General features: G+C 71.4%; 12 protein-coding genes. 9 read left to right on the forward strand and 3 right to left on the reverse strand.

Features of this window, described 5'->3' with window-relative positions:
- Nucleotides 1-41 precede the first annotated feature (41 nt).
- From ACFQQI_RS23495 to ACFQQI_RS23505, 3 genes are read left to right on the forward strand one after another with little or no spacing between them, the layout of a single operon-like run.
- Nucleotides 42-1,457 (forward strand): aldehyde dehydrogenase family protein, encoded by a 1,416-nt coding sequence (locus ACFQQI_RS23495; RefSeq protein WP_378569028.1) that lies wholly within the window; start codon nt 42-44, stop codon nt 1,455-1,457.
- A complete protein-coding gene (locus ACFQQI_RS23500; protein WP_378569029.1) occupies nt 1,454-2,368 on the forward strand; it encodes an alpha/beta hydrolase in 915 nt (304 codons plus the stop codon). The genes ACFQQI_RS23495 and ACFQQI_RS23500 overlap by 4 nt, the downstream gene beginning before the upstream one ends.
- Nucleotide 2,369: 1 nt before the next feature.
- On the forward strand, nt 2,370-3,971 hold the full coding sequence (locus ACFQQI_RS23505; RefSeq protein WP_378569030.1) for a flavin-containing monooxygenase: 1,602 nt from the start codon (nt 2,370-2,372) through the stop codon (nt 3,969-3,971).
- On the opposite strand, the gene ACFQQI_RS23510 is transcribed toward ACFQQI_RS23505, so the two are convergent.
- Nucleotides 3,947-5,011, reverse strand: a complete 1,065-nt coding sequence (locus tag ACFQQI_RS23510; RefSeq protein WP_378569031.1) for a fatty acid desaturase family protein — start codon at nt 5,009-5,011, stop codon at nt 3,947-3,949. The two genes, ACFQQI_RS23505 and ACFQQI_RS23510, sit on opposite strands and share 25 nt — an antisense overlap.
- A gap of 153 nt (nt 5,012-5,164) precedes the next feature.
- Here ACFQQI_RS23510 and ACFQQI_RS23515 point away from each other — a divergent pair, with 153 nt between their 5' ends.
- From ACFQQI_RS23515 to ACFQQI_RS23540, 6 genes are all read left to right on the forward strand, one after another.
- On the forward strand, nt 5,165-5,563 hold the full coding sequence (locus tag ACFQQI_RS23515; protein WP_378569032.1) for a nuclear transport factor 2 family protein: 399 nt from the start codon (nt 5,165-5,167) through the stop codon (nt 5,561-5,563).
- Nucleotides 5,564-5,571: 8 nt separating this feature from the next.
- On the forward strand, nt 5,572-6,429 hold the full coding sequence (locus ACFQQI_RS23520; RefSeq protein WP_378569033.1) for an alpha/beta fold hydrolase: 858 nt from the start codon (nt 5,572-5,574) through the stop codon (nt 6,427-6,429).
- A 57-nt stretch (nt 6,430-6,486) separates the two neighbouring features.
- Entirely contained in the window at nt 6,487-7,500 is a 1,014-nt protein-coding gene (locus ACFQQI_RS23525; RefSeq protein ID WP_378569034.1) for a phosphotransferase family protein, read from the forward strand.
- 11 nt (nt 7,501-7,511) lie between these two features.
- Complete coding sequence (locus tag ACFQQI_RS23530) at nt 7,512-8,420, forward strand: TIGR03086 family metal-binding protein (RefSeq protein ID WP_378569035.1); 909 nt, start codon at nt 7,512-7,514, stop codon at nt 8,418-8,420.
- 193 nt (nt 8,421-8,613) lie between these two features.
- Complete coding sequence (locus ACFQQI_RS23535; RefSeq protein WP_378569036.1) at nt 8,614-9,090, forward strand: hypothetical protein; 477 nt, start codon at nt 8,614-8,616, stop codon at nt 9,088-9,090.
- 105 nt (nt 9,091-9,195) lie between these two features.
- On the forward strand, nt 9,196-9,879 hold the full coding sequence (locus tag ACFQQI_RS23540) for a DUF5995 family protein (protein WP_378569037.1): 684 nt from the start codon (nt 9,196-9,198) through the stop codon (nt 9,877-9,879).
- Between the two features lie 132 nt (nt 9,880-10,011).
- On the opposite strand, the gene ACFQQI_RS23545 is transcribed toward ACFQQI_RS23540, so the two are convergent.
- Together ACFQQI_RS23545 and ACFQQI_RS23550 are read right to left on the reverse strand one after the other, a co-directional pair.
- A complete protein-coding gene (locus tag ACFQQI_RS23545; protein ID WP_378569038.1) occupies nt 10,012-12,756 on the reverse strand; it encodes a DUF3376 domain-containing protein in 2,745 nt (914 codons plus the stop codon).
- 597 nt (nt 12,757-13,353) lie between these two features.
- Nucleotides 13,354-13,803 carry a hypothetical protein gene (locus ACFQQI_RS23550; RefSeq protein WP_378569039.1) on the reverse strand — a complete coding sequence of 150 codons (450 nt, stop codon included), beginning with the start codon at nt 13,801-13,803 and terminating at the stop codon, nt 13,354-13,356.
- Between the last annotated feature and the right edge of the window lie 526 nt (nt 13,804-14,329).

The following is a 14,329-nucleotide window of genomic DNA, read 5'->3' on the forward strand; positions in this document are numbered from 1 at the left end:
TACTTCCAACCACAACATTCGGACATGAAATCGAGGGGCGGATGGAGTCGAGGGAGCAGGTCTACGTCGGCGGTCGCTGGATCGCGCCACGAGGCACCGAGCGCCTGACGCTCGTCGACCCACGGAACGGTGACTCGATCGCCGAGGTCGTCCACGCCGACGCCCGGGACGCCGACGCGGCGGTAGCCGCCGCGCGCGCGGCGTTCGACGGCCCCGACTGGCCGCTCGCCGATCGGCTCGCCGCCCTCACCCGGCTCGCCGACGCCCTCGAGTCGCGCACCGAGCAGATCGCCGACACCATCTCCGCCGAGATGGGCGCCCCGGCGGCGTTCGCCCGCCAGGTGCAGGTCGGCATGCCGCTTGCAACACTCCGGACCACGATCGAGGTCGCGGCCGAGCACCCCTTCGAGGAGCGGCTCGGCGACTCGACGGTCGTCGCGGAGCCGGTCGGCGTCGTCGCCGCCATCACCCCCTGGAACTTCCCGCTCCACCAGGCGCTCGCGAAGGTGGGCTCGGCCCTGGCCGCGGGCTGCCCGGTCGTGCTCAAGCCCGCCGAGACGACGCCGCTGACGGCGTACCTGCTCGCGGAGGCAGCCACCGATGCAGAGATCCCGGAGGGCTGGCTCAGCGTGCTGGCCGGCCGCGGCCACGTGGTGGGCGCGCGCCTCGCCGAGCACCCGGACGTCGACCTGGTGTCGTTCACGGGCTCGACCGCGGTCGGCCGGACCATCGCGGCGACCGCGGCCGGAACCGTGAAGCGGGTGGCGCTCGAGCTCGGCGGCAAGTCGCCCAGCGTGCTGCTCGACGACCTCGACGACGACGCCTTCGCGGCGGCGGTGCGCACCAGCCTCGGCTTCTGCATGATGAACACCGGGCAGACCTGCGCCGCGTGGACGCGGCTGGTCGTGCCGGACGAGCGGTACGACGACGCTGTCGCGCTCGCCCGCGAGGTCGCGGCGTCGTACGTGCCGGGCGAGAACCTCGGGCCGCTCGTCTCCGAGGTGCAGTGGGAGCGGGTGGCCGCCCACCTGCGCAACGCCGTCGAGGAAGGCGCCGAGGTCGTCCACGGCGACGCCGCGCCCGCGCGCCCCGAGCGCGGCTTCCACCTCGCTCCGGTGGTCTTCGGCCGCGTCACCCCGCAGATGCGGATCGGGCAGGAGGAGGTCTTCGGGCCGGTCCTCGCCATCCAGACCCACCGCGGTGACGACGACGCCGTGGTCGTCGCGAACAGCACGGTCTACGGGCTGAGCGCCGGCGTCTTCGGCGCCGACCCGGACCGCGCGTTCGGGGTCGCGCGCCGGATCCGGTCCGGGACGGTGCACGTCAACGGCATCAACACCAACCGGCTCGCGCCGTTCGGTGGCATGAAGCAGTCGGGCATCGGCCGCGAGTACGGCCGCTGGGGGATCGAGGAGTTCCTCGAGACCAAGTCGATCCAGCCGGCGGCGCGACGATGACCCTCGACGACGCGACCACCGCGCTGCTCGGCCAGCTCGCGGCCGCGGGCGGCCCTCCGATGCACGAGCTCGACCCGGCCGGCGCTCGGGCCCGGATGGCCGGGCTCGCCGGCCTGATGCCCGCGGGTCCCGACACGGTCGCGCTCGGCGAGCGGGCGATCCCCACCCGCGACGGCGAGGTGCCCGCGCTGGTGCTCACCCCCGAGCGGCCGTGCGGCGTGCTCCTCTACTTCCACGGCGGCGGCTGGGTCCTCGGCTCGCCCGCGGAGAACGAGGCGCTCGGGCGCCGGCTCGCGGACCGGACCGGCTGCACCGTCGTGCTCGCGGGCTACCGGCTCGCACCCGAGCACCGCTGGCCGGCCGCCGTCGACGACGCGTGGGACGTGCTCTCCTGGACGGCCGGGCAGCACCCCGGGCTCCCGCTGGTGGTCGCGGGTGACAGCGCGGGCGGCAACCTCGCCGCGATCCTGTCGCGCCGGGCGCGGGACGCCGGCGGTCCGGCGATCGCGGCCCAGGTGCTCGTCTACCCCGTCACCGACCACGACTTCGGGACCGACTCCTACACCGACCCGGCCAACCAGCTGGCGCTCAACGCCGACACGCTGCGCTGGTTCTGGGACCACTACGTCGCCGCCGACGACCGCGACCACCCGGACGTCTCGCCGCTGCGCACCGCCGACCTCGGCGGCCTCCCGCCCGCCGTCGTGCTCACCGCCGAGCACGACGTGCTGCGCGACGAGGGCGAGGCGTACGCCGAACGGCTGCGCGCCGCCGGCGTACCGGTGTCGCTGCGTCGCTTCGACGGCCAGATGCACGGCTTCTTCACGATGGTCGGGCTGCTGCCCGGCCACGACGCCGCCCTCGACCACGTCGCCGCGGAGCTCGGCCGCGTCCTCACCCAGGAGCACTGAGATGTCCGATCCCACCACCGTCGACGCCGTCGTCGTCGGCGCCGGATTCTCCGGCCTGTACGCCGTCCACAAGCTGCGCGGCCTGGGCCTCGACGTCCAGGGCTTCGAGGCCGGCGACGGCCCCGGCGGCACGTGGTACTGGAACCGCTACCCCGGCGCCCGCTGCGACATCGAGAGCATCTACTACTCCTACTCCTGGGACCCCGAGCTGATCCGCGACTGGGAGTGGTCGGAGCGCTACGCCGCGCAGCCCGAGATCCTCGCCTACCTCGAGCACGTCGCCGACAAGCACGACCTCAACCGGCACTTCAGCTTCGGCACCCGCGTCACGGCGGCGACGTACGACGAGGAGGCGCGGCGCTGGCGGGTCGAGTCCGACAAGGGCCACCTGCTGCTCGCGCGGCACCTCGTGCTCGGTGTCGGCCTGCTGTCGCAGCGGCTGCTGCCGGCGATCGAGGGCATCGAGGACTTCGCCGGCGAGGTGATGCACACCGGCAGCTGGCCCCACGAGCCCGTCGACCTGGCCGGCCGCCGGGTCGGCGTGATCGGCACCGGCTCCACGGGCATCCAGGCGATCCCGCGGATCGCCGAGGTCGCCGAGCACGTGACGGTCTTCCAGCGCACGCCGAACTTCAGCATCCCGGCCCGCAACGGCGCCCCCGACCCCGAGAGGGTCCGTCGTCGCCGTGACGAGCACGAGGCCGTCACCGAGGAGATCCGGACCTCGTCGTACGGCATCCTGCTCGAGGTGCCGACCCAGTCGGCGCTGGAGGTGTCGGCGGAGGAGCGGACCGCGAAGTACCGGGAGCGCTGGGACGAGGGCACGCTCACCGGCATCCTCCAGGCCTACAACGACATGGTGCGCAACCAGGAGGCCAACGACACCGCGGCGGACTTCATCCGCGAGCGGATCGGCGAGATCGTCACCGACCCGCAGGTCGCCGACGACCTGATGCCGCGCGGCTACGCCTACGGCACCAAGCGGCCCTGCCTCGACACCGGCTACTACGCGACGTACAACCGCGACAACGTCTCGCTGGTCAACGTGCGCCGTACGCCGATCACCCGGGTCACCGCGTCCTCTGTCGTGACCACCGAGGGCGAGCACTCGATCGATGTGCTCGTGCTCGCGACCGGGTACGACGCGCAGACCGGCCCGCTCCTGGCGATCGACCCGGTCGGCCGCGACGGCCGGCGCCTCTCCGAGCACTGGGCCGCCGGCCCGCGCACCTACCTCGGCCTCACCGTCGCCGGCTTCCCGAACATGTACACGATCTGCGGCCCCGGCAGCCCCTCTGCTCTGTCCAACGCGATCGTCTCCATCGAGCAGCACGTCGAGTGGACCGCCGACCTCATCGCCCACCTTGCCGCGCAGGAGCTGGAGGTCGCCGAGCCCCTCGACGTCGCCGAGAAGGAGTGGAGCGAGCACGTCCAGGACGTCGCGAGCTACACGCTCTACCCGAACACCGACAGCTGGCTGATGGGCGCCAACGTCCCCGGCAAGCCCCGGGTCTTCCTCCCCTACATCGGCGGCGTCGGCGCCTACCGCGCCTATTGCGACTCCGTCGCCGCCGAGGGCTACCGGGGCTTCGAGCTGGGCTGACCGCGCAGCGGCGCGCCCACGGCGTGCAGGTGCCGCAGCGCGACGCCGTACGACTCGAGCAGACCGGCCTCCTCGTAGTCGATCCCGCGCTCGGCGCAGAAGTCGCGGACGATCGGCTGCGCCTGCGGCAGGTTGGCGCACGGCATGCTCGGGAAGAGGTGGTGCTCGATCTGGTAGTTCAGCCCGCCCAGCGCCGCGTCGGTGAACCGGCCACCACGCACGTTGCGGGAAGTCAGCACCTGCTTGCGCAGGAAGTCGGGCTCCGGCTGCCCGGTGCGGGTCGGCATCCCCTTGTGGTTGGGGGCGAACGCGCAGCCGAGGTAGACGCCGAAGAGCGCCTGGTGCACCACCAGCACCAGGAGCGCGGTGCCGATCGGCAGCGCGGTCAGCAGCAGGCTGACGTACGCGACCGCGTGGGCGGCCAGCAGCGCGGCCTCGAGCCGGCGCTCGCGCAGCCCTGGCCGAAGCAGCGCGCGGACGCTGGAGACGCGCAGGTTCAGCGCCTCCAGCGTGAGGAGCGGGAAGAAGAGGAACCCCTGGTACGCCGCGACGAAGCGCGCTGGCCCGGGCGCCTCGTCGATCCGTCCCTCCGCCTGCTCCCGCGACCACACCAGCAGGTCGGGCGCGACGTCCGGGTCGAGCTCCTCGTGGTTGGGGTTGGCGTGGTGGCGGGTGTGCTTGTCCTGCCACCACCCGTAGCTCATCCCGATGCCCAGGTTGCCGATCAGGCGGCCCACGAGCTCCGACGGCCGGCGGGTGCGGAAGACCTGGCGGTGCGCGACGTCGTGGGCCAGCAGGGCCAGCTGGCCGGAGACGGCCGCCATCAGCACGCCCACCGCCACGGCCCCCACGGCAGACCCGACCTGGAACGCGGCCACCCAGCTGAGCACCAGCGCCGCACCCACCGCCGCGAACCGCGCGGCGTAGTAGCCGGGACGTCGCCGCAGCAGGCCGGCCGCCTCGATGCGCCGGCGCAGCTGGGCGAAGTCGGAGCCGTGGCCGCTGCGGCTCTCCGGAGCGGCGGTCGTCTCGATCGTCATGCCGCCAAGTCTTCGGCGGCGCCGCGGTCCCGACGATGGTGCAGACACCCGGATCGGGGTGGGCCTAAGCCCCCCTGCGCGGGACCCGACCGATGAGATCGACCGGCTCGTCCGGTCAGTCCGGGCGACACGAACATCGAGGAGGACCGCAACATGATGCCGACTGCCGACACGACACAGACGACCACCGAGGTCATCGACCGCTTCAACCGGGCGTTCCAGGAGCGGGACGTCACGCTGCTGGAGGCCATCGTCGCCCCCGACTGCGTCATGGAGAGCGTCCAGCCGGCCCCCAATGGGACCCTCTACGAGGGCTACGACGCGTCGCTCGGCTCGTGGCGGGCCCTCATCGACGACACCACCAGCCACTTCGACGTCGAGGACGTCCACGTCGGCGGAGAGTGGGCGGTCATCCGCTGGCGCTACGTGTGGGGTCCCGGCCCGGACGAGTCGGTCCGCGGCGTCAACGTCATGCACGTCGTCGACGGCCTGATCGTCGAGGCCGCCGGCTACTCGAAGACCGCGCCGACCGTCGCCGCCCTGGAGAGCTGACCGACCCGATGGCCACGATCGACGCCAACCAGGTCACCCTGGGCATCGAGTCGTTCGGCGACGACGCCGATCCGCTCGTCCTGCTCGCCGGCGGGACGACGATGCTCTCCTGGCCCGACGCCCTCTGCGAGCGGCTCGCTGCGGGTGGGCGCCGCGTCGTCCGCTACGACCTGCGCGACAGCGGCGAGTCGACGACGGCGGACCCGGACGCGCCCCGCTACACCCTGCGGGACCTCGCGGCGGACGCGGCGGCTCTCGTCGACGCCCTCGGCGGCGGGCCCGCCCACCTCGCGGGGATCGGCGTCGGCGGCATGGTCGCGCAGGTCGCCGTACTCGACCATCCCGCTTCGTTCTCGGCACTCACCCTCGTCGGCACCCGAGCGGTCGCACCTGGCAGGTGCGATCCCGACCTGCCCGACCACGACGCGGAGACGATGAAGCGCCTCTTCGCGCTGCCGATGCCCGACTGGACCGACCGCGAGGCGGTCGCCGCCTTCGCCGCCGCTCGCGCGGAGGTGCTCGGCGACGACCCCGCCGCCGCCCGCGCGAACGCCGCCCGCATCTGGGACCGCACCCCCGCCACCACGCCCTCGATCCAGCTGGCCAACCAGCTGGGCATGGTCTTCGCCCGGCTCGACTGCAAGCCGCGGTGGCGCCAGCGGCTGCCCGAGATCGCCGTCCCCACCCTCGTCGTCCACGGCCGCCGGGACCCGTTCTTCCCCGTCGGCAACGGCGAGGCGATCGCGCGCGAGACGCCGGGCGCCCGGCTGCTCGTCCTCGAGGGCGCGGCCACGGCGATCCCCGACTCGGCCGCCCGCGAGGTCGCCGAGGCCATGCTCGCGCTCGGACAGAAGCCCAGCAGCTGACCGCGCGTCGCGAAATCTGGGGCTGCGCGATCCGGCGTGGGTGGGCACGATGGAGGCATGGATCGTGCGGTCCTGGAGACGGCCATCGACCGCGCGCCGGTCAGCGACGACGGCCGCTCCGGAGCGGTGCTCGAGCGCGTCCTTCTCGCGGATGGCTCCCGCGTGGTGGTCAAGCGCTTCGACCCGGCCGTGGACCTGGTGATGCGGCTGTCCGGCGACGACCACGGCCGCGAGGTCGACCTCTTCCGCAGCGGTGTGCTCGACCGGCTGCCGGCGAGCGTGGTGTGTCCGATCCTGGACGGTTGGTACGACGAGGACGGGCGCGGCGTCCTGGTGATGCGTGACCTCGGTGGTGCCGTGCTCGGCTGGTCCTCCGTCGTGACCCCTGACCAGGCAGCCGGGATGTTCGGCGCCCTCGCCGACCTCCACGCGACGTTCCTCGGCGCGGCGCCGGACGGCCTGACCCCACTGGGAGCGTTGGTGAGCCTCTTCGAGCCGGGGCGGATCCAGCCGTTCGCCGGAGCCGCCCTCGTGGACTGTGCCCTGCGCGGGTGGGAGTACTGGCCCGAGGTCGCACCGGGTGACATAGGGGAGCGGGTGCTCGCCCTCGCCCAGGACACGGCGCCACTCGTGACGGCGTACCGGAGCCTCCCGGCGACCCTCCTGCACGGGGACCTCGCGACGGTGAACATGGCCTTCGAGCCCGACCGGCCGGGGTGCCTCACGCTCATCGACTGGGGCCTGGCGGCGGCGGGGCCCGCGGAGCTGGACCTCGGTCGGCTGCTGGCAGGTTGTGCGCACCTGTTCGGCCCGATCGGCGGGCAGCCGGAGAGCGCGACCATCGTGGCGAGGCTGGACGGACTCCTCGACCTGCACCGGCAGGCCGTCGGCCCGGCGTACGACGAGGCGGCGCTGCGATTGGGTCTTCTGGGCGGCATCACCTGGCTGGGTTGGAACAAGGCGCTCGACATCGTCGAGCATCCCGATCCGGCGGTGCGGGAGCGGGAACGCGCGGCGCTGCCGTGGTGGCTGGAGCAGGCGGAGCGCGCGTTGGAGATCGGCCTCATCTGAAGGGCAGAGAGATGGATGTCGGAACGACGTACCACAGGGCAGTCGAGTTCTTCGCCGACCGGCTGAACGCCGTGAAGGACGACCAATGGAACGATCCGACGCCGTGCTCGGCGTGGACCGTGCGAGACCTGGCCAACCACGTGGCCTACGAGGACCTGTGGACGGTCCCGCTCATGGAAGGCGCCACCATCGAGGATGTCGGCGACCGCTTCGAGGGTGACGTGCTGGGCGCCGACCCGATCGGCTCGGCGCTGACGGCGGCTCGCGCCGCCATCGGATCCGTCGCGGCGCACCTGCCCCGCGGCGGAGACGTGCACCTCTCCTTCGGAGAGACTCCGAGCTCCGAGTACGCCATGCAGCTCGCAGCCGACCACTTGATCCACGGCTGGGACCTGGCCGTCGCCGCCGGTGGCGACACGCGGATGGATCCCCATCTCGTGCACGCCGTCGCCGACTGGTTCGACGACCGCGAGGAGACGTACCGCGCAGCGGGTGCCGTCGCCGCCCGCCAGGTGCTCACTGGCGACTCCCAGCACGACCTCCTCGCCCGCTTCGGTCGGGACTGGGCGTGGGGCGCCAACCACAAGGCGCTGATCCGGTTCAACTCCGCCTTCGGGTCCGGAGACCTCGACGCGGCGCTCGCCCTGGTCACCGACGACATCGTCTTCGAGACCACCTCCCCGGCTCCGGATGGTCAGCGCCACGAGGGCCGTGCCGCAGTCGGCGCCGCGTGGGCCGACGTACTGGGCACGACCGGCCTGAGCTTCTCGGAGGAGGAGTCCTTCGTCTCGGGGGACCGGGCCGTCGTCCGGTGGCAGTACGGATGGGCCGGCTCGGACCCCGGTCATGTCAGGGGTGTCGACGTCATCCGCTTCCGCGACGGACTCATCTGCGAGAAGTTCTCCTACGTCAAGGGCTGATTCCAGCGCCGGGAGCTCGAGACCGCGCGGATGGTGCTCCGGGTGTGCGCCGGCAGCGCGCCTCGTTGCGGCGACAGGACGCGGTTCGTCGGGCTCGACAAGCCTGTCGGCTCCACATCCCCTGTCACCGTTCTCCGCTAGCGCTCCGAATCGCGCCGCTGGACACTGGAGGTACGCGATCGCTGGAGGGGCGATGGACGTCAGCACTTTCTACGCGCTGTTCTCGGCGTCGTGCTTCACGCTGGTCGGGCTGTGGTGGGGAGTGGTTCAGCGGGATCTCGGGTGGGCGTCGGATCCCGTGCGTCGCCATGCCGTTGCCGGGGTCTACCTGTCCTTCCTGCTGCCAGCCCTGATGGGACTGTTCGCACAGGTCGGAGGCAGGGAGAGCCCGGCGCTGTGGCGGATCAGCTTCGTGGTCGTCGCGGTGGTGGGATGCGTGGCGACGGCTCGATTGCTGTGGCAGGAGGCCGATCGCGGCGTCACCGTCGTACGGGCCGGGGCGGTCGGGATCTACGCCGTCGTCGCGCTGCTCGGGATGTTCCCGGAGATTGCGGACGTCGTCGACCTCCGGCCCCTGCAGGCCGAGGCGTTGCTCCTCGTCCTGCTGGTCGCGCTCGGGCACGCGCTCGTCTGGCGGTTCCTCGTAGAGGCCGCGGTCCACCCGGACTGAGGTGTCAGCGCCCAATGCGGCGGCGGGCTTGTCCCCCCATCAGTGGTACATCAGCGTTCGTAGCGGGGTGGGACAGCGACGCCACGCGATACTCCAGGCATGAGTGTGCCAACGTCGGTCGAAGGCGTCCTCGCGCGGCTGCGGGAGATCGACGCTGCGCTGCCCGCCGAGGATGGGGTCGCGGTGTTCAACCGGATGTACCTCACGGTCACCGAGCGGATCGCCGGGGTTGTCGCCGATCCGGCCCCGGACCGGACCATGTTCCGGGACGCGGAGACGATGGCCGAACTGGGTGTCGGGTTCGCCAACCATTGGTTGGCGGCGTACGACGAGGACGTGGCAGGGCGCAGAGTCACTCCGGCGTGGAGGGCACTCTTCGAGCTCCGTGCCGGGGGACGGTTGCCCGTCCAGTACGCCGTCGCAGGAATGAACAGTCACATCGAGCACGATCTTCCAATCACCGTGGTCGACACCTGTCGAGCGCGTGGGCTCGAGCCCGACGACATCCACGCTGACTACGAGACGGTCAACAGGATCCTGGCCCAGGTCGAGTCTTCGATCCGGCGGTCCTTCCTGGACGCGGTAGGACGACGGGTGGACGACCGGGTCGGCCCGGTCGTCCATCTGATCAGCACCTGGAACATCGACAAGGCACGGGACCTTGCCTGGGTCACCGCCGAGACGATCTGGGCGCTGCGTCGAACGAGCTTCCTGCGTGACCGCTTCCTGAAGGGTCTGGGTCATACCGTCGGCATGACATCGAGGGCACTACTCACTCCCACCGATTGACGGCACAGACGGCTTGGAGGAGCACCACCGAGGACCGGGCTCGACCCTGCCTCCCTGCTCGGCACCAGTCGCCTCCTCGACGTCCGGCTCCGCCCCCTCCAACACGGCAAGAGCGCTGGTGCAGTCGTACAGTCAGTGGTGGAGCTTTCCCGCGATCCAGGTGGCTGCCGCGCGGCGACTGCGGCGCAGGATCAGGGCGGCCGCTGTGCCGGCGATGCCCGCGGTGGCGAGGAACGTGCCACCGGCCGCAAGCACCCACGCCCATTCCTGGCTCGAGAAGGCTGCCGCGATGAGCAGCCCGAGTCCGATGACTGCGGTGACGATCCAGACGAGCGGGTTGAACGTGAGGACTGGCCATCCCGTGCTCTTGTCGAGCGGGGCCCGCTGGGCGGTCAGGGCTGCCCAGATCGTGGCGCGGGCGGGTTCGGCCAGCCAGCGGACGAAGCGATCGACAGCTCCGGTGCGAGCCGGCACGGGATCGCCGTCCGGAGCTGGTGCGGTTCTGGCGGCTGCGGCCTTGACCCAGCGTCCCAGGCCCGCAGGCAGTCCGCCGGAGGAGTGGACGAGGCGATCGGCCAGCTGCATGGTCGAGGCCGCCGGTTGAGCCTGGTCGGCGTCGTTCATCGCCTTCAGCATCTCGCGCAGGCCGTTGATCGCCGGACCGGTGGGGAATGTCTCCTCGAGTTCCTGGAGTGTCGCGGTCAGCTGTTCCTCGCTGATGCCCTCGGCTTCGAGGACGGCGCGCTGGGTGTCGGCGACCCAGGCGTCGGCGTCCCTGCGGCCGTCGTCGGTGCGGGTGTCGTGGAGGAGGCGGCCGAGGTGCGCGACGGCGTGGAGTCGACCCATCAGCCAGTCCCAGCGTCGCCAGGACTCGGCGCCGAAGGATCCGAAGTGGCCGACCTGGGTCCCGTAGATGATGCGGTCCCCGAGTCGTGTCGCGCGTTCCTGGTCGGTGGGCGAGAGAAGCGGGAGCGGTACGTCGGGTCCGAGGCGGACGAACTTGAAGGGGGCGCTGCGCTGGTCGGGCATCCGCGACGACGTGCACCGCCCCACGACTTCGATCGCCAGGGCGATGCGGGCCAGGTTCTCGCCGTCAGGAGTCGACTCGACGACGTGCTGGATCTGCTGCCCGAGTGCCTCCTGCACCCGAAGGTCGTCGAACACTCCGTTGATGGCGTTCGCGACGACGGCCGGCGTGCTGGTGGGGACGATGAGGGCCGGGCGCGCGGGAGCGTCGCCGAGGGCTTCGGACGGCTCTCCCAGGCGAGCGACCTCGACGCCGACCGCGCGGCGTATCGCGCGGAGGTTGCGCCGGACCTCGGTGAGCGTCGCCAGCCGGGCCTCGAGCTCGTCGAGGACCTCAGTACCGGATGTGCCCGCGCGGAACGCCTTGGCGGTCTGCGCCCGCACCGCACGCAGCATCGTCCGGACGACGCGTTCGGCGGGGCCCATGCCCCAGGGCCACCGCGGGTCGATGCCAGTGCCCGGGCCGGGGACGAACAGCTCGACCGGAGCGCCGATCGGAGGTGTCCAGCGAGGCGACGTACCGAGGATCTCCGCGACGTCCCTCGCCGGGGCGGCGGCGGTGTCGTCGAGTGCGGTGATCTGCCCGGCCCGGGCGACGGTGAGCGCCTCCCAGACACCGCCCGCGGCCCTCCCGCGGGTGTAGATGGGCTGCAGGTTCCCCGCGGCGTCGAGGAGTCGGGCCTGCTCGCCGGGATCGCGGCAGGCTGCGTCGAAGGCCTGCTGGGTGTCCGACCATGCGGTGTCGGCCTCGATGCGGAGCGCTTCGAGTTCCTCGACGTCACTGCGGAAGTCGACCTCCCGTGGGAACTGGACGACGGACATCGCGGTCTGCATCCACGAGGGCGCCTGGTCGTCGGCCCGGTCGACGGCGGTGGCGCCCTTGCCGATGCCGGACGAGGGCACGACGTAGAGGACGTAGCGGCTGGCGTGGCCGCTCACCGGCGCGGCTGCGACGGTCTCCAGGACGGGCCCGAACGGCGCGTTGTCGAGTACGCCGCCGTCCATCAGCCAGGACGGCGTCGCGGTGCCGCGGCGCGGACGCTGCCTCACCGCGGGGTCGTTGAGGCCCTCCTCGCGCCTGGGCGCGAATGCGACCGGGAACGAGGCGGACGAGCGGGCGGCGAGGGCCAGTCGGTCGACGTCGTCGAAGTCGCCGCCGGGTTGTGACGGCGGGGTGAACGTCAGCGTCGCGGGGTCGTAGCCGCGCACGTGGTCGTTGGTGAACCGGTACAGGAATCGGTGGTCGGTGACGGTGAAGGACTGTTGGGCGGCGTCGTGAGCGGTGAAGTCCTGGTTGCCGAGTCCGGAGGCTGTGACGAACAGGGTGACCGGGTGCTTGGCCGAGGGCTCCGATCCGCCGGTCAGCTCGGTGAGGAGCCGATGTGCCTGGTCGTAGAAGAAGTCGCCGTCGAGCAAGGACCCGGTGGGCGGGCGGTTCTCGGCGGGGTCAGGGATCAGGCGTCCGTAGCGAAGGGAGCCGAGGCTGCACCACTGTTCGCGCAGCCACGGTCCCCGGGCGGGTTCACTGTCCTGGTCATCGCCTGTCGGCAGCGGATCGAGCGTCGCGTCGTGCGCGATCGCGTTCGCCAGCAGCGTGCCGTTGAGGCCGCCTGCGCTGGTCCCCGCGATCACGTCAATCACCAGGCGCCGCCGGTCGGCGACGCCGGGTCCCTGCATCAGCGTGCGCCACCGCTCGGCAACGGGAGCGTCGCCACCGGACGGCGATGGTGTCCCTTCAGTGGTGGCTCGCCGGATGAGGTCGAGCTCATGGGAGACGCCGCCCATCCACACCGCGAGGCTGACTCCGCCGTTCATCACCAGCGCCAGACGGATCTCGTGCAGCTGCGCCATAGCCGCTCCCCTCGCCGAGACTGCGGTAGATCAGCCAGACTCACTTGCGGTGTCGACCCATGTCCATAGCGCACCCGCACTACCGGCATGACGACTGGCGTGAAGTAGGTGAGGTCGAGCTCGGTCCGGTATGACGCGGGTGCTTCAACAGCCCCTAGGGAAGCGGCTTTGGCGGCCTGTCTCTCAGCGACCGGCTACTCGGTGCGTCCGGCTGCCGGCGGAATGAATCAGGCCCGAAGCGCTCACATCCCGGCGAGCAGGATGCCAGCCGGCGCCACGCAGCAGAGGTGGGTCTGCGTCGCTCATCGATCCTCTCGTCGTCTCCGTTGCGCTCCGAGATCTGTACCCCCCGGTGGGCGGCGGGCGAAGTGTTCAAAGGTCCGCTCGTCACGAGTGCTGTATCGACCGCATCGGCCTCGGTCAGGACGCCTGCACAGTCGATCAAACCGTCTCTCCCCGACTGCGCGGGTTCTGCTGGCGTCCGCAAGCGACGCGGTCGCGCGCAAGACTGGCGAAGTTTCGCTGAGCGGACCCGAATGAACCTCGTTGCGGCAGATCCGAGCGTTGGGCGGGCCGGCACAACCTGTGTCGCCGACGCTAGCCGCCGGTCGCCGGGTATGCGGTCTCGTTGGGCGCGGCGTACTCAACGTCGGCGTGCCGCTCGAGCCGATCGATCAGTTGCCGGACCTCGGCGGCGTCAAGCGATCGGTCGGCGGCCCACAACGTCGCACCGGTCCCGAGCGTGCGCTGCTCGTCGAAGCTGAGCCCGAGCGGCCCACCCGCCACGTCCAATACGCACTCACGGCTGGTCGTAGACGCGCCGGCGGGCGAGCCGGCACGGAACTTCACGATCAGTTCGGTGACCGCGCGGTCCTGCGCGGCGGCGATGCCATCGGTGCCTGCCCGCAGGCGGATCGCTCCGCACTGGGGAGAATCGCCGCCACCGTGGTTCGTGCTCGCAAGGTGGACCGTGCCAGCGATAACTGCCGTCACGACCACGGCAGCGAGCACTGAGATGCGCTGGGCGCTCTGCTGCAACATCGGCATAGGTCATCTCCAGGCGTCAGGTGTACTCGCAGCGGTACCGCGGCTCCGCGAGTTGCGCGATCTCGGTGAACTAGACGCATCGAGACGGGAACTGGTTCCGGCTGCAGTCACGAATCTCTCTTGGTGAGCGCAGACCGTCGTGAGACGAATGCTTGGGGTCGTTGCATGAATGTGCGGCCCGACGGCGTCCTGCAGACGGCGGATAGACGCGGCGGGAACCGGCGGTTCGCGCTATCGTCGCCGCCCGGCCATCCCAGCAGGTAAGAGACAGAGACGGGTTCCACCGGAGGGTGGGAGAAGTGCTGGGAAGTAGACCCCGCCTGTCCGCCGAAGATCGCGCCTCTGGTCAGGCAGAACTGGAGCACGCGCCAGCACGCGGCGGTATGACCGTGCTACCGGGCAACCGATCACTGCGCGTCCGATGAGCGCGGAGGTGCTGTGGTTGAGGAGGCGAGCAGCTCGTCGATGAAGGACAGGACGATGGGACTCGCGGGATCGATGAGGTGACCGCCACCCACCAGTTCGC

Source organism: Nocardioides sp. GCM10030259 (assembly GCF_042666375.1).
GTDB lineage: Bacteria > Actinomycetota > Actinomycetes > Propionibacteriales > Nocardioidaceae > Nocardioides.

What these genes read in the sequence shown, in the direction of transcription:
- ACFQQI_RS23495 (WP_378569028.1), top strand. Translation starts at nt 42, where the DNA reads ATGGAGTCGAGGGAGCAGGTCTACGTCGGCGGTCGCTGGATCGCGCCA.
- ACFQQI_RS23500 (WP_378569029.1), top strand. Translation starts at nt 1,454, where the DNA reads ATGACCCTCGACGACGCGACCACCGCGCTGCTCGGCCAGCTCGCGGCC.
- ACFQQI_RS23505 (WP_378569030.1), top strand. Translation starts at nt 2,370, where the DNA reads ATGTCCGATCCCACCACCGTCGACGCCGTCGTCGTCGGCGCCGGATTC.
- ACFQQI_RS23510 (WP_378569031.1), bottom strand. Translation starts at nt 5,011, where the DNA reads ATGACGATCGAGACGACCGCCGCTCCGGAGAGCCGCAGCGGCCACGGC.
- ACFQQI_RS23515 (WP_378569032.1), top strand. Translation starts at nt 5,165, where the DNA reads ATGATGCCGACTGCCGACACGACACAGACGACCACCGAGGTCATCGAC.
- ACFQQI_RS23520 (WP_378569033.1), top strand. Translation starts at nt 5,572, where the DNA reads ATGGCCACGATCGACGCCAACCAGGTCACCCTGGGCATCGAGTCGTTC.
- ACFQQI_RS23525 (WP_378569034.1), top strand. Translation starts at nt 6,487, where the DNA reads ATGGATCGTGCGGTCCTGGAGACGGCCATCGACCGCGCGCCGGTCAGC.
- ACFQQI_RS23530 (WP_378569035.1), top strand. Translation starts at nt 7,512, where the DNA reads ATGGATGTCGGAACGACGTACCACAGGGCAGTCGAGTTCTTCGCCGAC.
- ACFQQI_RS23535 (WP_378569036.1), top strand. Translation starts at nt 8,614, where the DNA reads ATGGACGTCAGCACTTTCTACGCGCTGTTCTCGGCGTCGTGCTTCACG.
- ACFQQI_RS23545 (WP_378569038.1), bottom strand. Translation starts at nt 12,756, where the DNA reads ATGGCGCAGCTGCACGAGATCCGTCTGGCGCTGGTGATGAACGGCGGA.
- ACFQQI_RS23550 (WP_378569039.1), bottom strand. Translation starts at nt 13,803, where the DNA reads ATGCCGATGTTGCAGCAGAGCGCCCAGCGCATCTCAGTGCTCGCTGCC.